The following is a 23,940-nucleotide window of genomic DNA, read 5'->3' on the forward strand; positions in this document are numbered from 1 at the left end:
ACCGCGCCGGCCCGGCCATCGCTCCGCCGCCGCAGGCACAGCCACTGCCCCACCGCGCGCCACCGGCGTAGGCCTGGCGCCGCGGTCAAGAGCTGGCCCGGATCGCTCGCCGGGCGGGGCCGGGCGGGGCGAGCAGTGCGGAGGGGTCCGAGCGAGGCCGAGGGGCCGAGCGAGACAGGGCTGAAGGGCCGGGCAGGAGTCGGACCGAGAAGCCGGGCCGGGCCGCCCCCCACGAATGCGAATCTTCGTTAACTTGCTATCGAGTGGGAGGAACTGGGATCTTGTTGGCGGGACGCCAACAAGGAGGCCGGGATGGATGCGATCGAGGCTCGGGAGCGGCTCGCAGCCGTTCAGGCTGCGGGCGGGGAAGTGACGATCGACGAGCTTGACGCGATCTGGGCGGCGCTGGCGCCGGTGCGGGTCGAGGAACTGCTCGGGAGTTGGGCCGGGAGCGAGTTCGTCAGCGGGCACAGCTTCGAGGGGCGGTTGGAGCGGGCCCGGTGGTACGGCAAGACGTTCACTTCCGTGACCGACGTGGCGCCGCTGGTGTGCTGGAACGAGGACGGGCAGCTCGACGCCAACGTGGCCATGGCCAAGGGCGGGGCCAGCCTCTGGATGGTCGAGTTCCGGGGCGAGGTGACGGCGACGATGGTCTACGACGGGCGGCCGGTGCTCGATCACTTCAAGCGCGTGGACGACACCACCCTGCTCGGTGTGATGAACGGCAAAGGGGTTCTCGACGAGAACGGGCGACACTACTACTTCCGGCTGGACAAGGCGTGAAGATCCGGGCCGCCCTGGTCGAGGAGGCCGGCGGGCCGTTCGTGATCCGCGAGGTCGAGCTGGAGGAGCCGCGGGCCGACGAGGTGCTGGTGCGGATCACCGCGGCCGGGATCTGTCACACCGATCTGGCCCTGCGGCGGGGCTGGAGCCGGCTGCCCATGGTCTTCGGGCACGAGGGCGCGGGCGTGGTCGAGGCGGTCGGCGACGACGTCGAGGGGCTCTCGCCGGGCGACACCGTCTGCCTGACCTTCCGCAGCTGCGGCGCCTGCGGGCAGTGCCGGGACGGGCATCCCGCGTACTGCCGGCACAGTGACCTGAACGCCCGCGGGACCCGGGCCGACGGCAGCACGCCGCTGTCCCGGAACGGGCAGAATGTCTATGGCAACTTCTTCGGGCAGTCGAGCTTCGCCACCCATGCCCTGGCCTACGCGTCGAACACGGTCAAGGTCCCGGACGACCTGCCCCCGGCGCTGGCCGCCCCTCTGGGCTGCAGCGTGCAGACCGGCGCCGGAACGATCTTCAACGTCCTCCGGCCGCGGGAGGGCGAGACCGTCGCCGTGCTGGGTGCGGGCGCGGTCGGGCTGAGCGCGGTGATGGCCGCCGTCGCCGCGGGCTGCGAGGTGCTGGCGGTCGATCCCGTGCCGGAGCGGCGGGCCCTGGCCCTCGAGCTGGGCGCCGTCGACCGGGAGTTGACCGGCGTTCACCACGCGATCGACACCACCGGCCGGGCCGACGTGATCAACCAGGCGATTCGCGCCCTGCGCCGGCGGGGCACCCTGGCCCTGGTGGGGCTGGTCGGGCGGGCCGAGCTCGACCTCGCCACGGTCCTCTACAACGGCCTCGAGCTGCGAGGCGTCATCGAGGGCGACGCCACACCGGCCGGCTTCATCCCCCACCTCGCCGATCTGCACCGCGAGGGCCGCCTGCCGGTCGAGCGGCTCGTCGCCGAGTTCCCGTTCGAGGAGATCGAGCTCGCCACCCGGGCGGGAACTATCAAGCCCGTTCTGACGTTCAGGTGAGCGACATGACAGTGCCCCGGCGGTGCCGAAGGGTAATGCTGGGGGACAAACTACGAATGAGGTGTGCGCCATGGCCACGGAGAAGGCGATTCTTGCCGGAGGCTGTTTCTGGGGGATGCAGGATCTGATCCGCAAGCGCCCCGGAGTGATCTCGACCCGGGTCGGCTACACGGGCGGCGCGGTCCAGAACGCGACGTACTACAACCACGACGGCCACGCCGAGGCGATCGAGATCGAGTTCGACCCGTCCGCCACGTCGTACCGGGATCTGCTGGAGTTCTTCTTCCAGATCCACGACCCGACGACCCTGAACCGTCAGGGCAACGACGTCGGCACCAGCTACCGCTCGGCGATCTTCTACGAGACCGACGAGCAGAAGCGGGTCGCCGAGGACACCATCGCCGACGTCGAGGCGTCGGGGCTGTGGCCGGGCAAGGTGGTCACCGAGGTGACCGCGGCCGGCCCGTTCTGGGAGGCCGAGCCGGAGCACCAGGACTACCTGGAGCGCATCCCGAACGGCTACACCTGCCACTTCCCGCGTCCCGACTGGAAGCTGCCGCGCCGCGCCAGCTGACCGGAAGCTAGGCGCGGGCGCCGATGCTGAGAGCCCGTAGCAGGAATCGCGGGCTCGTCAGCGCGCTCGGATGGGCGAGCATGGTCGTCACCTGCCCCAGGCGGTGGTTCACCGCCTGGTCGCGCATCGACGCCTTGAAAATGAGGCCGCTCGCCCAGCGAATCACCGCATAACCCTTGGGATAGGGGCCGTCGACGTGCGGCAGGGCCAGGTCGGCCATGGTGGAGACCTGCCAGGCGGCGTCGACGACCACCTTCACGTCGGCGAAGTACGAGCGGGCGGGCCGGCTCAGGTCGGGGTCGCCGCGCAGATATTCCGACAGGCACGACGCGTGCAGCATGGCCGAGGTCATCCCCTGCCCGTAGACCGGGTTGAACGACGCCACGGCGTCGCCCGCCGCGACCAGCCGGGCGGGAAAGCGGCGCAACTGGTGGAACTCGCGGCGCCGGCTGTCCGCCTGGTGATAGGTGGCGACCTCGCTCACCCGAGCGGCACCCGTGGCCACCTCGCCGAACTCGGACGGGAAGTCGCGCACGCACCGCTCGCGGAACTCGTCGGCGTCGCGCCCGGGACGGTCCCCGTCGTAGCCGGAGACCAGAAGCGTCCAGCGTTCCCCTTCGATCGGCGTGAAGCCGCCGATGCGCGCCGTCTTACCCGGACCGGGATTCGCGATCGAGATGCACGTCCACACCCGCGCGTCCGCCGGCCGCTGATAGAGGGCGGTCGCGTAGTTCAGCTTGATGGCCATGCGCCGCATCGGCGGCTTCGGGAAGTCGTACGCCTCGAGCCAGTCCCCGAGCCGGCTCGACCGCCCGGTGCCGTCCACCACGAAGTCCGCCTTCTGCCCGGTCACCGCGGTCTCGCCGCCGGCCACGTACCGCACCCCGGTCACCGTGTCGCCGTCCATCAGCAGACCCTCGGCCCGCCCGGCCACCGCGCGCACGTTGGGGATCGCGAGCACCCGGCGGCGGATCAGCCCCTCCAGGAACGGGCGGCTGGAGATGAGGCCCTGCGAGGCGCCGGCCGCTTCCTCGCGCAGCTCACCGTCCATATAGAAGCGGTTGCTCCCCGGCGGCGGCGACACCGCGCCCTCGGCGAGCGCCTGCTCGACGAAACCGGGGAACCAGCGCTCCAGCTGCTGCTGTCCGGACAGGAGCAGCGCGTGCACCTGGCTGCCCTGCGGCACGCCGGGCCGCACGCTCGCGCCCAGGCCGCTGAGGTCGTCGCGCTCGATGACGACGACGTCCTCGGCGTGGTCGCTCAGGACCCGGGCCGCCATCAGCCCGGCGACGCTGCCACCGAGCACCACGGCCCGTTTGAAGAGGGTCTTCTGCCCTTTCGGCGGCTCAGGCGTGGAGATGGCGGCAAAGCGGCGCGCGGCAGGCATGCCGATCACGATAGCCGTAAATATTCATAAACATTAGAGCAGTTCGTCGTTGGTCCGGCCGCTGAGCACCGAGCGCGGGTGGTCCTCGGCGTCCCAGCCCTCGACCGCGTACTCGTCACGCTTGTGCAGCAGGAGCCATTCCCACTTGCCGTTCGCCCCTTGGCGGGTGCGCACCAGGACGAAGCGGCCGCGCAGCTTCTCCCCGTACACATCGAAGTGGATCTCGCCGTCCTTGACGGCCTGCCCCGGATCGCCCTGCGGCTCGAAGGTTCCGGCGTCCCAGACGATGACATCGCCGGCGCCGTACCGCCCGGCCGGAAGGACACCCTCGAAGTCGTAGTACGACAGCTCGTGGTCCTCGACCTGGAAGGCCGCCCGCCGCACCTTCGGGTCGAGCGTCGGGCCCTTGGGCACGGCCCAGCTGGCCAGCACCCCGCCGATCTCGAGCCGGAAGTCGTAGTGCAGCCGCCGCGCACGATGCCGTTGCACCACGAAACGCATGCCTGTCACCTACCCAGATCGAGGCGCCACGACTCCCAGGCCGACGAGACCGCCTCCTCCAGCGAACGACGGGGCCCCAGCCCTCTGCGCCGCGCCCGGCGCACGTCGGCCACGGATTCGGCGGCGTCGCCGGGCCGCCGCTCCCCCACCCGGAACGGCACTTCGGCGCCGGCCACCTTCCCCGCGAGCCGCACCAGCTCCAGCACGGACGTGCCCTGGCCGCTTCCCACGTTCACCACCGAGTGCCGCCGCATCGGCCTTCGGCCCGACAGGAGCGAGACCCCTTTGACGTACGCCCGGGCGACGTCCTCGACGTGCACGTAGTCACGGATGGCGCTGCCGTCGCGCGTGGGATAGTCGTCACCCCGTACAACAAGCTTGGATCCTTCGGTCAGAGCCCGGAAAACGGCCGGCAGCAGGCTCGCGGGGCCGGTGTCGGCGGCGTACGCGTGTGTGCCCGCGCCCACGACGTTGAACTGCCGCAGCGCCATCGTCCGCAGGCGGGACCGGCCCATGATCTGCTCGCCCTCGAGCTTGGTGAGGCCGTACGGGTTCACCGGCTCCGTGCGCCGCCCCTCGTGGGCCCGGCGGTGGCCCGTGTCGCCGTACACCGCGGCCGAGGAGGCAAAGAGCAACCGGCCCGCACCGGCCCGGGCCATCGCCTCGACCAGCATGCGCACGCCGCCGACGTTGCTGAGCCAGAACGGGTCGCCGTCGGTCATCGACTCCGGCGCCGTCTTCGAGGCCGCGAGATGGATGACCCCGTCCACGGGACCACGGTCGAACAGCCGCGCCAGGTCGTCCGGATCGGTCACCGAGCCCTTGACGACGGCGATGTCGCCCGGCAGGCGCTCGGGACGGCCGGTGGAGAAGTCGTCGAAGACCACCACTTCGCACCGGCCGCTCAGCCGGTGGACGACGTGCGCGCCGATGTAGCCGGCGCCACCGGTCACGATCCAGGTCAAGGTCGTCCTATCTGGGGCAGTCGTTCCAGGTGCTTGACGAAGACGAGACAGACGTCGTCGCTACGCTCGGTGCTGTCGTCGTCGAGCACTTCTACATGGAACGTGGGGAGACTCTCCTCTCGCCACGCCGTGAAGGATAGGCCTTTGTACAGGCTGATGGCCCGCTCATTCGAGGGATGGACGCCGAGCGCGACCCGGTGGTAACCGCGCAGGGTGAGCTGTCGTTCAGCTTCGCTGAGTAGTCTCCGGGCGACTCCGGAGCGTTGATGTTCCTCGAGCACGCGCAGGTGCTGCAGCAGCGGGACGCCCGGCAGCCCGGCGCGCAGCTCCGCCTCCTCGGCCGGCGCCAGGCGGACGAAGATATATCCGGCCAGCACCTCGCCGCGGAAGGCGAAGAGGATGATGCCGTGGTCCTGCCCGAGGTGATCGAGGAAGTAGTGCCGTTCGTTCCGGTTCTCGACGAACTTGCGGACATCTTCGTCCGACGCCGTCCTTATCGACACCACGTCGCTCACCATCGGTCTCCTGATCGGCCGCCCTCCGGTGATCGTGCCCGCCGCGTGGCACTGCTGTCGATGTCCGGCAGCAGTGCGAACGTCAGCGGTTCAGCAGGCCGACGATGACGAACCCCACGACGAGCACCGTCGTGAGGTAGATGGCGGCCGTGGCCTGCCGGGTGCAGATGCGGATGACGACGTAGGTCGCGTAGACGGCCACCCAGACGGCGGCGAGGATGGCGGCCAGCATCCCGGCGGCGGCGACGGCGTTGACCAGGTCCTGGGAGTAGGAGTTCATTGTGCCTCCCTAGATCTACCTGTAGTGCCAGTGATACTGACTGTAAGTTGCTGAACCTCCACCTAGCAATACCAAGACAAAGCTGAAGGGCATTCATTCACGCGCTGGCCAACTCGCGGTCTCACCTGCTAAGTTGCCGACCGCCAGCGCGTAGTTGTAGTACAGTGAACTTTTCTGGAGGTGCGGGAGTGGCGACTGTCGGCGACCCCGGCCGCGTCCTGGCCAAGCGACTGCGCGAGCTGCGCAAGTCGTGGTGGCCCGACGTCTCGATCACCCAGGCCGACCTCGCCGAGGCTCTGGCCGACCGGAAGAAGACCAGCGTCCAGCTCGTCTCGTCCTGGGAACGCGTCGCCGACCCGACGCCCCCGCCGGAGGACCGGCTCAACGCCATCCTGACCTTCTACTGCACGCGACGGTCGATCGAGTCGCGGCCGTACAAGTTGATCAGCGAGCAGGACCTGACCGCCGACGAGGCCGAGACCCGCGACAAACTGGCCCGGGAGCTGTTCGCGCTGCGCGAGGCGCCGGTCGCCACGACCATCGTCGGCCACGGACCGTGGTTCTACGACGAGGGCCCCGTCATGATCGTCTGCGCCGAGCCCGGCACCAGCGAGCCCCAGGCCGACATCGATCCCGACCGCTCCAAGCTGTCCCGGCTGGCCGACCTCGACTCCCTCTTGGAGCTGCTCGGGCACATCCGCGCGGTGAACCCCGATCTGGAGGTTCAGTGGGCGAGCGCCCGGGACATGAAGGAGACTGACTGGACGAAACATCTGGTGTGCCTCGGTGGCATCGACTGGAACAGCGCGACACAGGACGCCATGCGGCTGACACCCGTTCCGGTGACGCAGCTGTCCGACGACACCGACCCCAGCCGCGGCTGCTTCCGCGTCGTCACCGACGGCCATGACCAGTCGTTCACACCAGAGTTCGTCTCCCGGGGCGACGACCGGATCCTGGTCCAGGACGTGGGTCATTTCTTCCGGGCGGCCAATCCGCTGAACCTGGAGAAGACCATCACCGTATGCAACGGCATGTACGGCAAAGGCGTGTACGGAGCGGTGCGCGCGCTCACGCATGACGTTTTCCGGGACAAGAACGCCGCTTTCCTCGCGGACCGGTTCCCCGGCGAGGAGGCGTTCAGCCTCCTCTTCCGTGTGCAGGTGCTCAACGGCGTGGTGACCACGCCGGACTGGACGGCGCCGGACACCGTCCTGCACGGGTGGCCGGAGGCCTAGCTATGCTCCGCCGAGTGTCCACCATGGAGAGTCTGCACCACGGCTCACACACCCACCTGCTCGACCGCGTCGACGCGTCGACGCGGGAGGTCACGGCACGCCTCGACGCCATCATCGTCCCCACGGCCTGGCCGGCCGACGCGCTGCGGCACGTCATGGAGGTCGGCACGAGGATCGGCGCCCCCGTGGTCGCGCTCTGCAGCCGGGCGTCCGCGCCCGAGCAGGCGCTGAAGCTCGCCGACCACCTCGACGCGGCCACCCTCGTGGTCGGCGTCGACGACACGCTCGCGGCGCTGCTGCCGTCGTTCGAGACCGACAAGCTGTTGCAGAACCACGGTTTCGGCACCACCAGCGACCTGAGCCTGAAAAGGAACCTGGGTCTCGTGCTCGCGCGCGACCTCGGCTGGCAGCGGGTGCTCTTCCTGGACGACGACATCCTGATCGACGACCCGGACCAGCTGCACCGGGCGGCCGGCCTGGCCGACCGCTACCGCGCCGTCGGGCTGGCCAACAGCGGCTACTCCGACAACTCGGTGGTGTGTCACGCGTACCGCGCGGTCGGCGGCCGGCAGGACACCTTCATCGGCGGCGGCGCGATGATCGTCGACGCCATGCGCACGAAGTCCTTCTACCCCAACATCTACAACGAGGACTGGCTGTTCCTGCTGGGCGACGGGGTGCCTTTCCGGGCCGCGCGCGCGGGCGAGATGCGCCAGCGCTCGTACGACCCGTTCGCGAACCCGGCCCGGGCGGCCGCCGAGGAGCTCGGCGACACCCTGGCCGAGGGCCTGTTCTGGCTCCTCGACGCCGGCGAGCGCATCGACACCGCCGGGTCCGGCCACTGGGGCGACGCCCTCTACCGCCGGCGGGCCTTCATCGACCTGGTCATCGCGGAGCTGAGCGAGACGCCCGCGCACCGCAAGATGCGCCGCTCGCTGGAGACGGCCCGGGGCCGCAGCGCCGACATCACCCACAAGCTCTGCCAGGACTTCATGGAGGCCTGGCAGCGCGACCTCGAGGCATGGCGCGCGTTCCTCGACAATCAACTTCCGGGCGATTTCGTACGCCGGTTCGACACACCCGAGCGCGTGATGGCGTCGAAAGCCTACAAAATCGATGCTAGCTCCCTGACGTATCATTGATTCATGCAGAAGGTTGAGGACACCGCCGTACGGGCGGCGCTGATCGAGGCGGCCGAGCGGCAGCTGGCGGCCTCCCCCGACGGTGACATCGCCACGCGGGCCGTGTGCGAGGAGGTCGGCGTCACCCAGCCGGTGCTGTACAGGCTGTTCGGCGACAAGCGAGGCCTGCTCGACGCCGTGGCCGACGCCGGTTTCGAGCGATACGCGCGGCGCAAGGCCGGCTTGGAGATCAGCGACGACCCGGTCGCGGACATGTACGTGGGCTGGGACGACCACATGGCCTTCGCCGCCGAAAATCCAGCCCTCTACCAGCTGATGTTCGCCCCTCGGGCGGGCGCCGCGTCGAGCGCGCACCGCCGCATCCTCGACCTGCTGGAGGCGACGCTGACTCGAACGGCGGCGGCCGGGGCGCTGGGAACGACACCGAGGCTGGCGGCCCAGCTGATCCTGCCGGCGAACATCGGGGTGGCCCTGAGCCGCATAGCCCAGCCGGCACTGTTCGATGACCCGGCGCTGTCCCATCGAGCGCGCGACGCCGTGTTCGGGGCGGTCCTCACCGAGATTCCGGCCCAGGACAAGGACGCGGACCCGGTACGGGCGGGGGCGCGCCAGTTGCGCTCGCAACTAGCCCTTTCCGGTACGCCGAAGCTGGAGCCCGAGGAGGCAGCGTTGCTGGACCGCTGGCTCGAGCGCCTGGACGAGCCCGCCTAAGCGGCTTGGCGCTGAGCTCTGCGCACGGCCTTCTCGAGGTCGGCACGGCTCATCGTGGTCCGCTTGGGCACATCGAGCTCGCGGGCGAGCTTGAGCAGATCGCCCTTCGAGGCCTGCTTGAGGTCGGCCGTCTTCGCCTTGGCGGCCTTCCCACCCGCTTTCCCGCTCGCCTTTCCCTCAGCCGACTTGGCGGAGCGGGTGGACCTGCGCTTGGGTGCCGCGGAACCGCGTACGGAAGAGGCCTTGGAATTTGATGTGGCCCGGCCCTTCTTGGCGGCCTCGACGCTGCGGCGCAAGGCTTCGAAAAGGTCGGTGGCGGCGGTCGGCTCGGGGGCCTCGGCGGCCGGGGTGATCTGTTCGCCGGCCTTCTTCTCGTCGATGAGCTTGTTCACGCGATCGGTGTAGGTGTCGCGGAAGTCGGCCGGGCGCCACTTGCCGGCCATCGAGTCGATCAGTTGCTGGGCCATGTGGAGCTCGGCCGGCTTGGCCGCGTTACGGCGAGGCAGCGAGTCGATCTGGTCCTTCGGGTCGCGGACCTCGTCGGCGAAGTACATCGTCTGGAGCATCAGCAGGTCGCCGTCGGCGCGGATCACGGCCAGATATTCCTTTCCGCGCATCACCAGCGTGCCGATCGCGGCGCGGCCCGAGTCGGCCATCGCGTCACGTAACAGGCCGTAAACTTTTTCGGTCTCGTCGCGGCCGGGACCGAGGAAGTACGTCTTGTCGTAGTACAGCGGGTCGATGGCGTCGAGCTCGACGAAGCGGTCGATGTCGAGGCTGCGCGAACGGCCGGGCGCCACCGAGTCGAGCTCCTCCTGGTCGAGCATCACGTAGTCGCCACCGCCGACGTCGGCGCCCTTGACGATGTCGTCGTAGTCGACTTCCTTGCCGGTGCGCTCGTTCACCCGCTTGTAGCGGATGCGGTCACCGGTGCCCTTCTCGAACTGGTGAAAACTGACCTCGTGCTCGTGGGTGGCGGAGTACATCGCCACCGGCACCGACACCAGGCCGAAGGTGATCGCTCCTGTCCAGATCGGTCGCGCCATGCCCCTGCCGATACCCGCCGGCGCGTGAATCGAACCTGAGAGCCGGACAGGAGTTAACTACCACGGTGTAATTCCTGGTCAAGGGGTATCACCCGGCCGTGCCGGGGGTAGCCCGAACGCATGAAGATCGATGGCGAGCTCGTCCGGCCCATGCTGGCCGCGCTCGGCCCGCTGCCGACCGGCGCGGGCTGGGCGTTCGAGTTCAAGTACGACGGCGTTCGCGCGGTCACCTACGCCGAGGACGGCGAGGTGCGGGCCCTGACCCGCAACGACAACGACGTCACCGGCACCTATCCGGAGCTGGCCGAGGTCGCCACGCTGCTGCGCGGGCGCCCGGCGATCCTCGACGGCGAGATCGTCGCCCTGGAGGCCGGTGAGCGGCCGTCGTTCGCCCTGTTGCAGAACCGGATGCACATCGCCGCTCCACCGGCCGCGCTGCTGCGCGCGGTGCCGGTCCGCTACTACGTCTTCGACGTGCTGCACCTCGACGGCCGGAGCACGATCGACCTGCCCTACCGGCAGCGCCGGGAGTTGCTCGCGGAGTTGCGCCTCGACGGCGCGACAGTGCGAACGCCCGCTTACTTCCCGGACGCCGGCGCAGGCGTGCTGGCCGCGGCGAAGCTGTCCGGCTTCGAGGGCGTCGTCGCCAAGCGCCAGGACGGCGTCTACCGGCCGGGCCGCCGTTCGGCCGAGTGGACCAAAGTGCCGCTCATCCGGACGCAGGAGGTGATGATCATCGGTTACGAGCCGGGCCAGGGCCGCCGGTCCGGGACGATCGGTTCACTACTGCTGGCCGTGCCGGGTCAGGAGGGTCTCCGGTACGCGGGCCAGGTGGGCACCGGCTTCACGGACGCGATGCTCCAGCACCTGACGGTCGAGCTGGACGCTCGGCGCCGTCCCACGGCGCCGGTGGCCGGCGTGCCGCGCGAGCACGCCCGCCACGCCCGCTGGGCCGAGCCGTCACTCGTCGGGGAGGTCGCCTTCCGCAACTGGACGGTCGACGGTCGCCTCCGCCACGCCTCGTGGCGCGGTCTGCGCCCCGATCGCGATGTCTCCTCGCTGGTTCCGCCGGCTTCCCCCACACCGGAGCCCTCGGTCGCCCCGGAAGAAGTGACGGGCTCCGTCATGACCAGGGACGCCGCCTGGCGGGTCGAGGCCGTACGCCGCGACGGCCGCGAGTGGTACCGGATCGTCCACGGCGACAACGTCGTCGAGGGCCTGTCCCTCGACGACGTCCGCCTCGTGCTGGAGAAGGCCGGCATCGACCTGGCCGATCTGACCGAGGCCGCCTGACCGAAATCCCCGTAGCCGTACGGGTCTAGAGCCCCTAGGCGCGGACGATGGCCACGCCGTACTGGGGCAGTTCCAGGCCCCGGGCCGGCTTGCCGGTGAGCAGGTCGGTGCCGTCGAGCTCGACGACGTGCGGCAGCGGGTGGTGGTTGATGACGTACGTGTCGGACTGGCTGGTGATGTGCTCGACGCCCGGCGCCGGGCGGGGCAGGTCGAGGCCGAGCCGGGCCAGGACGGTCTCGACCAGGGCCGCCTTGCCGTCGGCGGCCAGGTCGGCCGCGACGTACCAGGCGGTGCCGTTGCTCGTGATGGCCGGGCCGCCGGCGGCCGGGCCGTCGGTGAACTCCGACTCGACGGTGGCGCCGTTGAGGCGTACGACCTCGCTCCAGGTCGCCGACGACGAGGTGACCGTGCCGGCGAGCGCGGCCGGGTGGCCGGCGAGCGGGGTGAACTCCTCGATCCACAGGCCCAGCGTGCGCTGGAGCGGGCCGAGGTAGCCGCCGGGGCGGACCCGCAGGTTCTCGTCGACGATCCCACTCTGGAACGTCACGACGAGCGTGCCACCGTTGCCGGCGTACGTGCCGAGGTTTTCGAGGTCGGCCTCGGTCGCGAGGAAGAGCGTGGGCGCCACGACGACACGGAAGGCGCTCAGGTCGGCGCCGGGGTGCACGAAGCGGACGCGGAGGCCGGCCTGGGCGAAGGCCTTGTACCAGCCCGAGATCTGCGCCGCGTAGCTGACGCGGGCCGGGCGGGCCGCCTGCTCCAGGGCCCACCAGCTTTCCCAGTCCAGGACGATCGCGGCTTCGATCGGCGGGGCGGCCACTGTGGACGGCAGGAGTCCGGAGAGCGCCTTGAGCTCGGCGCCGAACTCGACCACCTCGCGCCACACCCGGGTGTCGGTCCCGCTGTGCGGCACCATGCCGGAGTGGAACTGCTCGGCGCCCGCGATGGACTGCCGCCACTGGAAGTACATGATGCCGCGGGCCTCGCGGGCGATGGCCTGATATGACCACGCGCGCATCTGGCCGGGCCGCTTGGCCGCGTTGTGCGGACGCCAGTTCACCGCGCTGGGCGCCTGCTCCATCAGCACCCACGGCTTGTCGCCGGCGAGCGAGCGCATCAGGTCGCGGGTCATCGCCGACTGCAGATAGGCGGTGTCGTCGGCCGGGTCGGGATAGCTGTCGTCGGAGACGAAGTCGAGCTCCTTGGCCCACTCCCAGTAGTTGGCGGGCTTGAAGAAGCCCATGAAGTTCGTGGTGAGCGGAATGTCCGGGGTGGCCTCGCGCAGGATGGCCGCCTCGGCGCGGAAGCACTCGAGCAGTTCGTGCGAGCCGAACCGGTCGAAGTCGAGCAGTTGGGCCGGGTTCTTGAAGGTCGGCGCGTCCCGCGGCGGGAAGATCTCCTCGAAGCCGGAGTACCGCTGCGACCAGAAAGCGGTACCCCAGGCGTCGTTCAAGCCGTCGATCGTGCCGTACTTGTCGCGCAGCCACGAGCGGAAGGCGCCGGCCGAGACGTCGCAGTAGCAACGGCTCACGTGGCAGCCGTACTCGTTGTTGATGTGCCACATCTCGAGGGCGGGATGCGATCCGTAGCGATCGGCGAGCGCCTTCACGAGGCGGGTGGCGTAGCTGCGGTAGAGCGGCGAGCTCGGGCAGTACTGCTGCCGGCTGCCGGTCGACAGGCGTACGCCCGAGGCCGTGACCGGGAGGATCTCGGGATGCTTGAGGGTGAGCCACGGCGGCGGCGAGGCCGTGGCCGTGGCCAGGTCGGCGCGGACCCCGGCGGCGTGCAGCTTCTCCAGCACCACGTCGAGCCACTCGAAGTCGAACTCGCCGTCGCGCGGTTCGAGCCGCGACCACGAGAAGACGCCGACGGTCGCCAGGTTGACGCCCGCGGTCCGCATGAGCGAGGCGTCCTCGTCCCACACGTCGCGCGGCCACTGCTCCGGGTTGTAGTCCCCGCCGTACCAGATCGGCATCTCGGTCCCTCTCTTGCCTATGCGCGTCGCGCGGCCGTGGAGCCGCGCACGATCAGGTGGTCCTCGACCGCGGGCAGCGGTTCCCGCGGCACGCCCGGCTCGAGCCGCTCCAGGACGCGGCGGAACGCGTACGCCCCGTGCAGGGCGAAGTCCTGCCGTACGGTCGTCAGCGGCGGCGAGAAGTACGCCGACTCGGGCATGTCGTCGTAGCCGACCACGCTGACGTCGGCCGGGACGTCGAGGCCGCGCTCGGCCAGGGCCCGGGTCACGCCGAGCGCGATCTGGTCGTTCGCGCAGACGACCGCGGTCGGGTCGGTCAGCCGCTGCCCGGCCTCGTATCCAGCCGCGGCGGACCAGCCGACCGCAAACAAGCGTTCACATGCGAGGCCGGTGGCGGCTTCCTCGAAGGCGCGCAGGCGGGTGCGGGCCGAGCGCCAGTCGCGCGGCCCGGCGACATAGACGACCCGTTGGTGCCCGAGCTCGATGAGGTGGCGGGCGATGGCCAGATGGGCTTCGACGGTGTTGGCGCCGGGCGCGTCCTCGGTGACCGTGATGAACAGGTCGGGAGACTGCCGCTCGACGGCCTCGCGGAGCTGGTCGGTGTCGGCGATGGCGAGGACTCCGGCGATGTCCTGGCGGGCGATGTTAGTGAGCGTTCGCCCCAGGTCGCTCGCGTCGTACGTCATCACGTCGAGCAGGTAGCCGGCGGCCCGCGCGGCCCGGCGCACGCCCTCGACGAGCTGGACCGTGCCGACCTCGAGCAGTTCCCCGGTGAGGGCCACGACGGTGCGGGACTCGCCCCGGGCCAGCGCCCTCGCGGTGAGGCTGGGGCGATATCCGAGCTCCTGGATCGCCCGCTCGACCCGCTCGCGTGAGGCCGGGCGCAGCGGGGAGACGCCGGACAGATAGCGGCTCACGGTCTGGTGGGAGACCTCGGCCACGCGCGCGACGTCGTAGATCGTCGGCGCCTTGAGCACTCGGTCCTTGCGCACCACGGGCTGGCTCCCACCAAAAGTTACCGGTAACAGTTCACTTGCCAGCAAAACTGTTACCGGTAACTTTTGTCAAGGGATGAGCACCAGCCGGATCGGGTTCCCCTCCTTGGCGTCCAGCCGGCGGACGGCCTCGGCCGCGTCGGACAGGCGCAGCGTGCCGCTGACCGAGCGGGAGAACTCGGCGCGGCCGCCGGCGACCAGGTCGAGCAGTTCCAGCACGTGCTCGGCCTGCGAGCCGTAGTGGCCGAGGATCTGCTGCTTGAGATAGCTGAAGTGGGTGCCACCGGTGATGGTCAGCGGCTGGTCGGTCAGGCCGACGAGGATCAGCTTGCCCTCGCGGGCCAGGGTCTTGGCGGCCTGCTCGCGCACGGGCGCGACACCGGCGAAGTCGAAGGCGTATGAGAGGCCGCGCCCGCGCGTCGCCTCCTTCACCCGCGTCACGAAGATGGGGTCGGCCGGGTCGAGCGCGAGGTCGGCGCCGAAAGTCACCGCACGTTCGCGGGCGGCCGGCAGCGGGTCGACGGCGATGACCGGAGCGGCGCCGATGACGCGCAGCAGTTGCACGGCGTGTGCGCCGAGGCCGCCGACGCCCCAGACGCCGACCGGCCGGGCCGGGGCGACCTGGGCCGTCTCGACGATCGCGGCCCACGGCGTGGAGACGGCGTCGGGAATGAAGCAGGCCTGCTCGAACGGGAGGCTGTCGGGCAGCGGCACGACGGTGGTGGCGGTGGCGACCGCGAACTCGGCCCAGCCGCCGTCGTAGTCGACGCCACGGGTCCAGACGGCGCCGTCGCGCTCCTCGCCGGCTTGGAGCAGCACGCGCCGGCCGACCGCGAGCCCGGTCACGCCGTCGCCGATCTCGTCGATGACGCCGGCGGTCTCGTGCCCGAGCGTGACGCTGTCGCCGGGCAGCAGCAGCGGCTTGATGACGCCCTGGATGAGGTGGACGTCGGAGAGACAGACACCGGCCGCCTTGACGGCGATGCGCACCTGGCCGGGGCCGGCGTGCGGCTCGGCGACCTCTTCGACAGCGAACGTTCCGGTGGAAACGTTGAGACGTCCTGCGAGCATGGTTGCTCCTCGGTCAGCAATTTCAGTACCCTCGGTATCGAGTGAATACCCACGGTATCGAGAGGTCAATGTCTGCAATGCCACAAGATCGACGACGGCCACGGCGCGAGGAAGTTCGCCGCGGCCTGCTCACCGCGGCGGCCGAGGAGTTCCGGCTTTCGGGGTACGGCGGAACGCGGCTGGAGGCCATCGCCGCAAGAGCCGGATATACGAAGGGCGCGGTGTACTCGAACTTCGGCTCGAAACAGGAGCTGTTCGCCGAACTGCTCGACGAGCGGATAACGGCCCTCATCCTGACTTCCGCCGAGCAGATCTCGTCGGCCCGGGCCGACGACGTGGCGCTGCGCCTGGCCCAGCTGTCCCTGGACGAGGAACGCTGGCACGTGCTGATAGCCGAGTTCGCCGTGCAGGCCACGACCGATCCCGGCGTGGCCGCGGTCTACCTGGCCAGCCGCCACCGGTTGATGACCGCGCTGGCCGACCTGATCCGCGACAACGCCGCCCACCTGGGCGTCACGGGCGACCCGTGGAGCATCGCCTTCCTGATCCTGAGCACTACGAACGTCCTGGGCGTGCACGGCGTCATCGAGCCCGGGGCCCTCCCGTTGGATCGGCGCGTCGAGCTGTTCTCCGCGGTCTTGCGCGCTTGAATTCCCGCCGCGCTTTCCCATCGCCGCGTGCGCCCTCGCCGGCCAGGCATCCCCGCCAGGACCATTGCGCAGGCACCGACGCGTATGAGAGCCAGCGCGCCTAAGGGGCAGCGCGTGAGAAGTGACGCGGGTGAGGGGCGGAGCGGTGAGGGGCGGGCGCGGTGTGGGGCAGCGCATGGTCCGGGCACCCTCAGGCGGCGCCGTGGGCCTTCTCCGGCAGGGCTCGGGGCAGGTCGCGGCGGGAAGTGATGCCCAGCTTGGCGAGGATCTTGCGGACGTGCCACTCGACCGTGCGGGCGCTCAGGAACAGTTCGGCGCCGATCTCGGCGTTCGAGCGGCCGTCCCGGGCGCGCCGGGCGATGCGCAGCTCCCGCGGAGTCAGTTCCGTCGGCGCCGGGCGGGCCGCCGGCAGTACGACCTCGCCGCTCACGAGCAGTTCATCGCGGGCCCGGGCGGCGAAGCCGTCGGCACCCATCAGGCTCAGACTCTCGTACGCGGCCCTCAACTCAGCCCGTGCCTCCGCGTCCCGGTCCGCGCGGCGCAGCCATTCGCCGTACAGCAATCGCGTCCTAGCCCGCATGGCCGAAGCGCGGCAGCGGCCGAGCCGATCGACGGCCTCGCGGAAGAGCTCGCCGGCCTCGGCGCCGTTCGCGATCAGCGCCCGCGACCGCGCGACAACCCCGAGCCCCCAATCGGATCCGCCCGGAGCGACGATCCTTTCGAGCTGCCACACCGCCTCGGCCGCACGGTCCTTGTCACCGCCGGCCACCGCCGCCTCCACCAGTTCGGGCAGGGCCCATGAGGCAAAACCCAGTTCCCCGGTGTACGCGACGGCGCGCTCCGCCGCCACCAGCGCCTCCCGGAAACGGCCCGACCCGTTGTGCAGAACCGCCGCGAGGTACTGGAACCACGTGACCCCGACACCCTCCCCCAGCGCCCCGGCCAGCTCGGTCGACGTGGAGATGAGCTTGGACGCCTCACCGGCCGGCCCCCGCCAGGCCGCGACCGCCGCCTCGCCGTATCCAGGCCGCACCACGCCGAGCGCCTCCACCACATCGTTCGCCTCGTCGACGAGCGCGGTGGCCTCGTCGATCTCCCCGGCATGCAAGTGAACGGCGATTCGCTGGTTGAGCGCGACCGGCAGCACCGCGAGCGCCCCCTGTTCTCGCGCGACACCGACGTGCCGCTCACTGAGCCGGTGCCATCCGTCGTCGTCCCAGAGGACATTGGCCGCGTGCCGAACCGGAAATCCCCACCTGACCGTGGATTCCGGGGGCAATCGAGGATCACGGAAGGCGTTCAAGGCCCGCCGCAGCAGCGGAACGCCAGTAGCGTGGTCGCCGGAGAAATATCCCGCCAACCCATCGAGCAGCAGATCCTGCGTCCGCGCCGGCCCTTCCAGGACGGGCGCGCCGAGGGCGGCCCGAGCGACCTCCGCCAGCCCCGGTCCGGTGGCCAGCCGTCCCACGAGCATCGCGGACGCGAACGCATCCAGATACGTCTCCCGCGCCAGCGCGCCGTCCCACGGCGAGAGCCGCCGAGCCGTGTCGAGCAGAAGCCCCGTGGCGTCCTCGTGTCCGTGCCCGGCCCGTCCGCTCCCCACGCCGGCGCGAGTAGCGCGGTGGTGGGCGTTCGGTTGCGGGGTGCGGCCGGCTGTCGCTGGGGGTCCGCCGGTCTGTGGATGCCGGGCGGAGAAGGCCATCTGCCCTCGCAGCAGGCCGATCAGGGCGGCTCGGCGCTCGTCGGCCGGGCCGGTGGCGGCGCGCTTCAACGTTGCGGCGGCCCGGTCGAGGGCGCCGGACTGGTGGAGGGCCCGCGCCGCGGCCAGTTCGCGGTCGGCGCGGTGGGCCGGGTCCTCGGTCAGGGCGGCGGCCCGCTCCAGGAACGCGGCGGCCGCGGCCAAGCCTCCTCGATACTGTGCCCTTCCGGCGGAAGCCTCCAAGGCGGCCGCCACCTGGTCGTCAGGGGCATCGGCGGCCTGGGCGCGGTGCCAGGCTCGGCGGTCCGGGTCGGCCTGTTCGTCGGTCGCCTGGGCCAAGGCGTGGTGGGTGGCCCGGCGGTCATCCGGTGAGGCGGCCCGGTAGACGGCCGAGCGCACCAACGTGTGGCGGAAACGGACGGTGGCGCCGATCGTGAGCAGGCCGGCCGCGCGTACCTCGTCGGCGGACTCCCGGGCGATGCCCAGGCGGCGGGCGGCCCGCCACATCAGGGCGGGGTCGCCCACCGGGTCCGCCGCCGCGACCAACAGCAGTCTCCGGGCGTCGGCCGACAGTCCTCCGACGCGGGCCAGGAAGCTCTCCTCCAGGCGGCCGGCCAGGGGCAGCGCCGCCGGCAGGCCGAATCCGCCGGCCAAGGTGGCCGGTGTGCCGGCCAACGGCAGTTCCAGGAGGGCCAAGGGGTTGCCGTGTGCCTCGGCGAGGATCGCGTCGCGGACCCGCTCGTCCAGCGGCCAGCGGACGACCGTTCCCAGCAGGGCCCGTGAGTCGGAGTCGTCCAGGCCCTCGACGGTCCGCGCGGGCAGGCCGTCGAGCTCCCGGACCGGCTCGCGGGCGGCGACGAGCATCAGCACCGACTCGGCCTGCAGCCGCCGTGTGACGAACGCGAGCACCTGGGCGGACGCCTGGTCGACCCACTGCGCGTCGTCGACCACACAGAGCAGCGGCCTCCGGGTGGCCGCCTCCGCCAACAGGCTCAGCGTCGCCAGCCCGATCAGGAAGAGGTCCGGCGCGCGTTCGTCCGCGGGGGCGGAGCCGAAGACGGTGGTCAGGGCCTTGCGCTGAGGTGCGGGCAGGCGGTCGAGGTGATTCAGCATCGGGCGGCAGAGTTCGTGCAGCGCCGCGAACGGCAGTTCACTTTCCGCCTCGGCACCGGCCACCTGGGACACGTGGAAGCCGGTCGCGGTCGTCACCGCGTACGACAGAAGCGAAGTCTTGCCGACGCCGGCCTCGCCCAGAAGGACCAGCGACGTGCTGTGCCCGCCCCGGACCGTGGCCAGCAGGCCGTCCAGGGCCGCCAGCTCCGAGGATCGACCGCGTAGTTCCATTCCGCATCCCCTCCCCCTCAAGGAGCCACGCTCGGAGATCGGCGGGGTTCACTGGGGCCCCCTGTGTCTCCGGCCACGGCCGGGCTTCCGCCGGCGGCAGGCGACGGCCAGCATCGTGGGAACGGTGGCGAACCAGCGCTCGTAGTCGGTCCACTGCTCCTCGGGCCGGCCGTGCTGCGGCAGGGTCGGCGGCTCGTGCAGGCCGGAGACCACCAGACCGTTGCGGGTGAGCAGGTCGACATACCACGAAAGCGGGCGGTGGTAATGGTTGTGGCCGCCGAACGTGGTGATCCAGCGGCGCTCGTGCCGCAGATATCCGGTCACCTTGCGATAGCGCTCGCCCGTCTCCGCGTCCTCCACCGGCTGCTGGTGGAAGAAGCTGGGATGCAGGATCGAGAAGACGAAGACCCCGTCGCCGGTCAGCGAGGCGCTGACGTCGGCCACGAGCGCGTCGAGCTCCGGCAGGTCCATCAGGACCATGTGCGCGACCACGGCCCGGAACGGCTGCAAGGGCCGCGGCAGGCCCGCCGTCAGGTCGTACGGGACAAAGGCGATCTCGGGGTACGCCCCGGCGGCGTGCCCGAGAAGCGCGGTGCTGCCGTCGATGCCGGTCACAGCCGCTCCGGCCAGGCGCAACTTCTCGGAGAGCCAGCCGTGCCCGCAGCCGAGGTCGAGCACCGGCTGCCCAGTCACGTCGCCGAACTGGCGCCAGAGGAAGGGACTCAGGCGGCGGTAGAAGGAATCGCCGTCGTGCGCCGCGTACTGCGCGGCCGCGCTGTCCCAGAGCGCGATGTCGTCACCGCTCGTCATGGTCTCAGTCCCGGTGGTTCGGCCTCTTCGAAGACGAGGAGGGTGCGGGTGTTGACGACGCCGGGCATGCCCTGGATCTCGTCGAGGACCAGGCGGCCCAGCGCGGCGTTGTCCGAGGCCCGCACCAGCATGATGACGTCGAACTCGCCGCCGACCAGGGCGATGTGCACGACGCCGGGCAGGGCGCGGAGCTGGTCGGCCACGTCGCGCCACTCGGCCTGGTTGAGGTTCACCGTCACGTAGGCCGACGTGCCCAGTCCGGCCGCGACCGGGTCGACGTCGGCCCGGAAACCGCGGATCACGTTCGTGGAGCGGAGGCGCTCGACCCGCGCGTAGGCGTTGGCGCGGGAGATGTGGAGACGCTCGGCGAGGGTACGCATCGACAGGCGCCCGTCCTGGGTGAGCTCGGCCAGGATCTGGCGATCGATGTCGTCGACCACTTGTCTCATCCCTCCGATCCACTAGGCGCCTGGCGGAGACGTTTGGCTCTCCGAAGCCTGCCGCGAGCGTACATCTTCTTGGTTTTCACCCGATAGTGGAAACCAAATGGCAAGGGGCGAAGCATGTCTACATGACAGGTGACGCACACCACCTTCTCCCCTCGGCCTCGCCCGTGACGCTGATCGGCGTCGACGGCCGGGCCGTACGAGACGAATTGCCGGACGACGCGGCGCTGCTGCGGGCCCTACAGGGCCTGATCACCGCCCGCCGGCTCAACGAGCAGGCGTACGCCCTGGTCCGTCAGGGCCGGCTGGCCGTCTATCCGTCGTCGCACGGGCAGGAGGCCTGCCAGGTCGCGGCGGCCCAGGTGCTCGGCGACGGCGACTGGCTGTTCCCGACCTACCGGGACACGGCCGCGATCGCCGAGCGCGGCGTCGACCCGGTGGAGGCGCTCAGCCTGCTCAAGGGCGATTGGCATTGCGGTTACGACCCGTACGAGCACAAGGTCGCCCCGCACACGACGCCGCTCGCCACCCAGCTGCCGCACGCGGTCGGGGTCGCGCACGCCGCGCGGCTCAAGGGTGAGCCGACCGTCGTGATGGCGCTCTGCGGCGACGGCGGCACGAGCGAGGGCGACTTCCACGAGGCGCTGAACTTCGCCGCCGTCCTCAAGGCGCCGGTCGTCTTCTTCCTGCAGAACAACGAGTACGCCATCAGCGTGCCCCTGTCCCGGCAGACGGCCGCGCCTTCGCTGGCCCACAAAGGCATCGGGTACGGCATCAAGGGCGAGCGCGTCGACGGAAACGATGTCGCCGCCGTGCTGGCCGTGCTGAAGGACGCCGTGGACCGGGCGCGCTCCGGAGAAGGCCCGCAGCTGGTCGAGGCGCACACCTACCGGATGCAGGCGCACACCAACGCCGACGACGCCACGCGCTACCGCACCGACGACGAGGTGGCGGCCTGGGTCGACCGCGACCCGATCGTCCGTCTGGAGAAGCACCTGCGCGAGCGGGATCTGCTGACCGACGCTCTCCTGTCGGAAATGAAGGAGGCGGCGGAGAAGACCGCGGCCCACATGCGCGATGGGCTCAACCGTGACGTCGAGCCCAACCCCGCAGACCTTTTCGCTTATGTGTACGCCGAACCGACCACCCAGTTGCAGGAGCAGGGGGCCCAGGTATGACCGCCTGCACCGAGCGGCACCCAGCCGCACCTTGCGACGGCCTCGCGGGCGAGGGCCAGAAGGGCATACCGAAGGAGGCCAGAGCATGACGGTCCACGAGAAGCTCTCCATGGGGCAGGCGCTCAACCGGGCGCTGCGCGACGCGATGGCCGCCGACCCGTCGGTGGTCGTCTTCGGCGAGGACGTGGGCCCGCTCGGCGGCGTCTTCCGCATCACCGACGGCCTGTCCGCCGAGTTCGGCGAGGACCGCTGCTTCGACACCCCGCTGGCCGAGTCGGGCATCGTCGGCGTCGCGGTCGGCATGGCCATGAACGGGATGCGCCCGGTCGTCGAGATGCAGTTCGACGCGTTCGCCTACCCGGCGTTCGAGCAGATCGTCAGCCACGTGGCGAAGATGCGGAACCGCACCCGTGGCAAGGTCTCGCTGCCGATGGTGATCCGGGTGCCGTACGCGGGCGGCATCGGCGGCGTCGAGCACCACTGCGACTCGTCCGAGGCCTATTACGCGCACACGCCCGGCCTGCATGTGGTCGCGCCGGCCACCCCGTCGGACGCGTACGGCCTGCTGCGCGAGGCGATCGCCTCGCCCGACCCGGTCGTCTTCCTGGAGCCCAAGAAGCTCTACTGGAGCAAGGAGGAGGTCGAACTCTCCGGACGGCCGCCGGCGGCGGGCATCGGCCGTGCGGTCGTACGCCGGGAGGGCACCGACGCGACCCTGATCGCCTACGGCCCGTCGGTGCCGGTCGCGCTGGAGGCGGCCGAGGTCGCCGACCGCGAGGGCCGCAGCCTCCAGGTCGTCGACCTGCGCTCGATCGTGCCGTTCGACGACGAGACGGTGTGCGCGGCGGTCCGCTCGACCGGCCGCGCGGTGGTGGTCGCCGAGGCGAGCGGCTTCGCCAGCGTCTCCTCGGAGATCGTGGCCCGCGTGACCGAACGCTGCTTCCACTCGCTGGCCGCGCCGATCCGCCGGGTCACCGGGTACGACATCCCTTATCCGCCGCCGAAGCTGGAGCACCTCCACCTGCCCAATGTGGACCGGGTGCTCGAAGCGGTGGACGACCTCCAGTGGGAGGACTCGTGAGCGACCAGGTGTTCCTGCTGCCCGATCTCGGCGAAGGCCTGACCGAGGCCGAGGTGGTGCGCTGGCTCGTGAACGAGGGCGACACCGTCGCCGTCGATCAGCCCGTCGTCGAGGTGGAGACGGCCAAATCGCTCGTCGAGGTGCCGACGCCGTTCGCGGGACGGGTCGCGGTGCGCCACGCGCCCGAGGGCTCGGTGCTGGAGGTCGGCAAGCCGTTGCTGACGGTCGGCGCGGTCGCCGCGCCGACACCGGCCGAGACGTACCGCGAGGAGGAACGCGCCGGCTCCGGGAACGTCCTGATCGGGTACGGCACCAGCGCCGCACCGGCCGCGACGGGACGCCGCCGGCGTCCCCCGCGAAAGGCCGCTGTCGCCCACCCGGCGGCGGCCCCGCTCGTGGTGTCGCCGCTGGTGCGCCGGCTCGCCCGCGAGGGCGGCCTCGATCTGCGTCAGGTCACCGGCAGCGGCCCGGGCGGCCTGATCGTCCGCGCCGACGTGGAAACGGCGCTGGCGAAGACGACAGCGGTGGAGCAGCCGGTGACGGCGGCGGGCGAACAGCGGATCCCGCTCAGCGGATTCCGCAAGGCGGTCTCGGCCGCGCTCAGCCGCAGCCGGGCCGAGATCCCCGAGGCGACGGTCTGGGTCGACGTCGACGCCACGCCGCTGTGGGAGCTGCGGGAAAGTCTGCGGCCGGGACCGGGAATCCTCGCTTACATCGCGCGCTTCGTGGTGGCCGCGCTGAAGCAGTACCCGGTGCTCAACTCACGGCTCGACGCCGAACGTCAGGAGATCGTCCAGTACGACCGGATCGACCTCGGCATCGCCGTCCAGGGCTCACGGGGCCTCGTGGTGCCGGCCGTGACCGGCGCCGGGTCACTGACCACGACGCGGCTCGACGAGGAGATCCGGAAGGTCACCGCCGCCGCCCGGGAGGGGAACGTCTCCCCCACGGCCGGGACGTTCACGCTGAACAACTACGGCGCCTTCAACGTGGACGGCAGCGCGGCCATCATCAACCACCCGCAGGTCGCGATCCTCGGCTTCGGCCGCATCATCGACCGCCCGTGGGTGGTCGGCGGCGAGCTGTGCGTCCGGAAGATCACGCAGATGAGCTTCGTCTTCGACCACCGCGTCTGCGACGGCGGAACCGCCGCCGGCTTCATGCGAGCGGTCGCCGACGCCATGGAGAACCCGGCGGGCGCGATCGCGCGGCTCTGACCGGTTGATCGGCACCCGCC

At 70.8% G+C, this 23,940-nt stretch carries 23 protein-coding genes; 11 read left to right on the forward strand and 12 right to left on the reverse strand.

The window, feature by feature from the left end; all coding sequences use genetic code 11:
* Positions 1–312 precede the first annotated feature (312 nt).
* The 3 genes from ACFY36_RS40275 to msrA all read left to right on the forward strand — a co-directional run bounded on the left by ACFY36_RS40275 (position 313) and on the right by msrA (position 2,376).
* Positions 313–783, forward strand: coding sequence for a DUF4334 domain-containing protein (locus ACFY36_RS40275; RefSeq protein ID WP_499751170.1), 471 nt, complete (start codon positions 313–315; stop codon positions 781–783).
* Positions 780–1,802, forward strand: coding sequence for an NAD(P)-dependent alcohol dehydrogenase (locus ACFY36_RS40280; RefSeq protein ID WP_499751171.1), 1,023 nt, complete (start codon positions 780–782; stop codon positions 1,800–1,802). Before ACFY36_RS40275 ends, ACFY36_RS40280 begins: the two co-directional genes overlap by 4 nt.
* Before the next feature lie 70 nt (positions 1,803–1,872).
* On the forward strand, positions 1,873–2,376 hold the full coding sequence (gene msrA / locus ACFY36_RS40285) for a peptide-methionine (S)-S-oxide reductase MsrA (protein WP_499751172.1): 504 nt from the start codon (positions 1,873–1,875) through the stop codon (positions 2,374–2,376).
* 7 nt (positions 2,377–2,383) lie between these two features.
* On the opposite strand, the gene ACFY36_RS40290 is transcribed toward msrA, so the two are convergent.
* The 5 genes from ACFY36_RS40290 to ACFY36_RS40310 all read right to left on the reverse strand — a co-directional run bounded on the left by ACFY36_RS40290 (position 2,384) and on the right by ACFY36_RS40310 (position 6,024).
* Positions 2,384–3,763: an FAD-dependent oxidoreductase gene (locus ACFY36_RS40290; RefSeq protein WP_499751173.1), complete on the reverse strand. Its 1,380-nt coding sequence runs from the start codon at positions 3,761–3,763 to the stop codon at positions 2,384–2,386.
* Positions 3,764–3,796: 33 nt separating this feature from the next.
* On the reverse strand, positions 3,797–4,264 hold the full coding sequence (locus ACFY36_RS40295) for a DNA polymerase ligase N-terminal domain-containing protein (protein WP_499751174.1): 468 nt from the start codon (positions 4,262–4,264) through the stop codon (positions 3,797–3,799).
* Between the two features lie 5 nt (positions 4,265–4,269).
* The gene (locus ACFY36_RS40300; RefSeq protein ID WP_499751175.1) at positions 4,270–5,229 is read right to left on the reverse strand and encodes an NAD-dependent epimerase/dehydratase family protein; all 960 of its coding nucleotides are present in this window, start codon (positions 5,227–5,229) and stop codon (positions 4,270–4,272) included.
* Positions 5,226–5,744: a GNAT family N-acetyltransferase gene (locus tag ACFY36_RS40305; protein ID WP_499751176.1), complete on the reverse strand. Its 519-nt coding sequence runs from the start codon at positions 5,742–5,744 to the stop codon at positions 5,226–5,228. The genes ACFY36_RS40300 and ACFY36_RS40305 overlap by 4 nt, the downstream gene beginning before the upstream one ends.
* A gap of 82 nt (positions 5,745–5,826) precedes the next feature.
* A complete protein-coding gene (locus ACFY36_RS40310; RefSeq protein WP_499751177.1) occupies positions 5,827–6,024 on the reverse strand; it encodes a hypothetical protein in 198 nt (65 codons plus the stop codon).
* A 188-nt stretch (positions 6,025–6,212) separates the two neighbouring features.
* Between ACFY36_RS40310 and ACFY36_RS40315 the strand changes: the two genes are divergently transcribed.
* From ACFY36_RS40315 to ACFY36_RS40325, 3 genes are read left to right on the forward strand one after another with little or no spacing between them, the layout of a single operon-like run.
* Positions 6,213–7,262 (forward strand): helix-turn-helix domain-containing protein, encoded by a 1,050-nt coding sequence (locus tag ACFY36_RS40315; RefSeq protein WP_499751178.1) that lies wholly within the window; start codon positions 6,213–6,215, stop codon positions 7,260–7,262.
* Positions 7,263–7,276: 14 nt separating this feature from the next.
* Positions 7,277–8,404, forward strand: coding sequence for a hypothetical protein (locus ACFY36_RS40320; protein WP_499751179.1), 1,128 nt, complete (start codon positions 7,277–7,279; stop codon positions 8,402–8,404).
* Positions 8,405–8,407: 3 nt separating this feature from the next.
* Positions 8,408–9,115 carry a TetR/AcrR family transcriptional regulator gene (locus tag ACFY36_RS40325; RefSeq protein ID WP_499751180.1) on the forward strand — a complete coding sequence of 236 codons (708 nt, stop codon included), beginning with the start codon at positions 8,408–8,410 and terminating at the stop codon, positions 9,113–9,115.
* Here the strand turns inward: ACFY36_RS40325 and ku are convergent.
* Positions 9,112–10,161 carry a non-homologous end joining protein Ku gene (gene ku / locus ACFY36_RS40330; RefSeq protein ID WP_499751181.1) on the reverse strand — a complete coding sequence of 350 codons (1,050 nt, stop codon included), beginning with the start codon at positions 10,159–10,161 and terminating at the stop codon, positions 9,112–9,114. The two genes, ACFY36_RS40325 and ku, sit on opposite strands and share 4 nt — an antisense overlap.
* Positions 10,162–10,281: 120 nt before the next feature.
* Here ku and ligD point away from each other — a divergent pair, with 120 nt between their 5' ends.
* Positions 10,282–11,454 carry a non-homologous end-joining DNA ligase gene (ligD, locus tag ACFY36_RS40335; protein WP_499751182.1) on the forward strand — a complete coding sequence of 391 codons (1,173 nt, stop codon included), beginning with the start codon at positions 10,282–10,284 and terminating at the stop codon, positions 11,452–11,454.
* Positions 11,455–11,488: 34 nt separating this feature from the next.
* Here the strand turns inward: ligD and ACFY36_RS40340 are convergent, their stop codons facing one another.
* The 3 genes from ACFY36_RS40340 to ACFY36_RS40350 form a co-directional block, all read right to left on the reverse strand.
* Positions 11,489–13,429: a beta-galactosidase gene (locus tag ACFY36_RS40340; RefSeq protein WP_499751183.1), complete on the reverse strand. Its 1,941-nt coding sequence runs from the start codon at positions 13,427–13,429 to the stop codon at positions 11,489–11,491.
* Positions 13,430–13,446: 17 nt separating this feature from the next.
* Complete coding sequence (locus ACFY36_RS40345) at positions 13,447–14,424, reverse strand: LacI family DNA-binding transcriptional regulator (protein ID WP_499751184.1); 978 nt, start codon at positions 14,422–14,424, stop codon at positions 13,447–13,449.
* Positions 14,425–14,493: 69 nt separating this feature from the next.
* Positions 14,494–15,495 (reverse strand): alcohol dehydrogenase catalytic domain-containing protein, encoded by a 1,002-nt coding sequence (locus ACFY36_RS40350; RefSeq protein ID WP_499751185.1) that lies wholly within the window; start codon positions 15,493–15,495, stop codon positions 14,494–14,496.
* 68 nt (positions 15,496–15,563) lie between these two features.
* Between ACFY36_RS40350 and ACFY36_RS40355 the strand changes: the two genes are divergently transcribed.
* The gene (locus tag ACFY36_RS40355; protein WP_499751186.1) at positions 15,564–16,145 is read left to right on the forward strand and encodes a TetR/AcrR family transcriptional regulator; all 582 of its coding nucleotides are present in this window, start codon (positions 15,564–15,566) and stop codon (positions 16,143–16,145) included.
* Positions 16,146–16,335: 190 nt separating this feature from the next.
* Here ACFY36_RS40355 and ACFY36_RS40360 read toward each other — a convergent pair whose 3' ends face one another.
* Genes ACFY36_RS40360 through ACFY36_RS40370 form a run of 3 tightly spaced genes read right to left on the reverse strand, consistent with a single transcriptional unit; the run spans position 16,336 to position 20,447 of the window.
* The gene (locus tag ACFY36_RS40360) at positions 16,336–19,188 is read right to left on the reverse strand and encodes an ATP-binding protein (protein ID WP_499751187.1); all 2,853 of its coding nucleotides are present in this window, start codon (positions 19,186–19,188) and stop codon (positions 16,336–16,338) included.
* A 48-nt stretch (positions 19,189–19,236) separates the two neighbouring features.
* The gene (locus ACFY36_RS40365; protein WP_499751188.1) at positions 19,237–19,998 is read right to left on the reverse strand and encodes a class I SAM-dependent DNA methyltransferase; all 762 of its coding nucleotides are present in this window, start codon (positions 19,996–19,998) and stop codon (positions 19,237–19,239) included.
* Positions 19,995–20,447, reverse strand: coding sequence for an Lrp/AsnC family transcriptional regulator (locus ACFY36_RS40370; protein WP_498698674.1), 453 nt, complete (start codon positions 20,445–20,447; stop codon positions 19,995–19,997). Before ACFY36_RS40370 ends, ACFY36_RS40365 begins: the two co-directional genes overlap by 4 nt.
* Positions 20,448–20,569: 122 nt before the next feature.
* On the opposite strand from ACFY36_RS40370, the gene pdhA reads away from it, so the two are divergent.
* From pdhA to ACFY36_RS40385, 3 genes are all read left to right on the forward strand, one after another.
* The gene (pdhA, locus tag ACFY36_RS40375) at positions 20,570–21,622 is read left to right on the forward strand and encodes a pyruvate dehydrogenase (acetyl-transferring) E1 component subunit alpha (RefSeq protein WP_499751189.1); all 1,053 of its coding nucleotides are present in this window, start codon (positions 20,570–20,572) and stop codon (positions 21,620–21,622) included.
* An 85-nt stretch (positions 21,623–21,707) separates the two neighbouring features.
* Positions 21,708–22,703, forward strand: a complete 996-nt coding sequence (locus ACFY36_RS40380) for an alpha-ketoacid dehydrogenase subunit beta (protein WP_499751190.1) — start codon at positions 21,708–21,710, stop codon at positions 22,701–22,703.
* Positions 22,700–23,920, forward strand: coding sequence for a dihydrolipoamide acetyltransferase family protein (locus ACFY36_RS40385; RefSeq protein ID WP_499751191.1), 1,221 nt, complete (start codon positions 22,700–22,702; stop codon positions 23,918–23,920). The genes ACFY36_RS40380 and ACFY36_RS40385 overlap by 4 nt, the downstream gene beginning before the upstream one ends.
* The last annotated feature ends 20 nt before the right edge of the window (positions 23,921–23,940 follow it).

This window comes from Actinoplanes sp. NPDC000266 (assembly GCF_042899005.1).
In the GTDB taxonomy this organism is placed as follows: domain Bacteria; phylum Actinomycetota; class Actinomycetes; order Mycobacteriales; family Micromonosporaceae; genus Actinoplanes.

What these genes read in the sequence shown, in the direction of transcription:
- ACFY36_RS40275 (WP_499751170.1), top strand. Translation starts at nt 313, where the DNA reads ATGGATGCGATCGAGGCTCGGGAGCGGCTCGCAGCCGTTCAGGCTGCG.
- msrA (WP_499751172.1), top strand. Translation starts at nt 1,873, where the DNA reads ATGGCCACGGAGAAGGCGATTCTTGCCGGAGGCTGTTTCTGGGGGATG.
- ACFY36_RS40290 (WP_499751173.1), bottom strand. Translation starts at nt 3,763, where the DNA reads ATGCCTGCCGCGCGCCGCTTTGCCGCCATCTCCACGCCTGAGCCGCCG.
- ACFY36_RS40295 (WP_499751174.1), bottom strand. Translation starts at nt 4,264, where the DNA reads ATGCGTTTCGTGGTGCAACGGCATCGTGCGCGGCGGCTGCACTACGAC.
- ACFY36_RS40310 (WP_499751177.1), bottom strand. Translation starts at nt 6,024, where the DNA reads ATGAACTCCTACTCCCAGGACCTGGTCAACGCCGTCGCCGCCGCCGGG.
- ACFY36_RS40325 (WP_499751180.1), top strand. Translation starts at nt 8,408, where the DNA reads ATGCAGAAGGTTGAGGACACCGCCGTACGGGCGGCGCTGATCGAGGCG.
- ku (WP_499751181.1), bottom strand. Translation starts at nt 10,161, where the DNA reads ATGGCGCGACCGATCTGGACAGGAGCGATCACCTTCGGCCTGGTGTCG.
- ligD (WP_499751182.1), top strand. Translation starts at nt 10,282, where the DNA reads ATGAAGATCGATGGCGAGCTCGTCCGGCCCATGCTGGCCGCGCTCGGC.
- ACFY36_RS40340 (WP_499751183.1), bottom strand. Translation starts at nt 13,429, where the DNA reads ATGCCGATCTGGTACGGCGGGGACTACAACCCGGAGCAGTGGCCGCGC.
- ACFY36_RS40350 (WP_499751185.1), bottom strand. Translation starts at nt 15,495, where the DNA reads ATGCTCGCAGGACGTCTCAACGTTTCCACCGGAACGTTCGCTGTCGAA.
- ACFY36_RS40355 (WP_499751186.1), top strand. Translation starts at nt 15,564, where the DNA reads ATGTCTGCAATGCCACAAGATCGACGACGGCCACGGCGCGAGGAAGTT.
- ACFY36_RS40360 (WP_499751187.1), bottom strand. Translation starts at nt 19,188, where the DNA reads ATGGAACTACGCGGTCGATCCTCGGAGCTGGCGGCCCTGGACGGCCTG.
- ACFY36_RS40365 (WP_499751188.1), bottom strand. Translation starts at nt 19,998, where the DNA reads ATGACGAGCGGTGACGACATCGCGCTCTGGGACAGCGCGGCCGCGCAG.
- ACFY36_RS40370 (WP_498698674.1), bottom strand. Translation starts at nt 20,447, where the DNA reads ATGAGACAAGTGGTCGACGACATCGATCGCCAGATCCTGGCCGAGCTC.
- pdhA (WP_499751189.1), top strand. Translation starts at nt 20,570, where the DNA reads ATGACAGGTGACGCACACCACCTTCTCCCCTCGGCCTCGCCCGTGACG.
- ACFY36_RS40380 (WP_499751190.1), top strand. Translation starts at nt 21,708, where the DNA reads ATGACGGTCCACGAGAAGCTCTCCATGGGGCAGGCGCTCAACCGGGCG.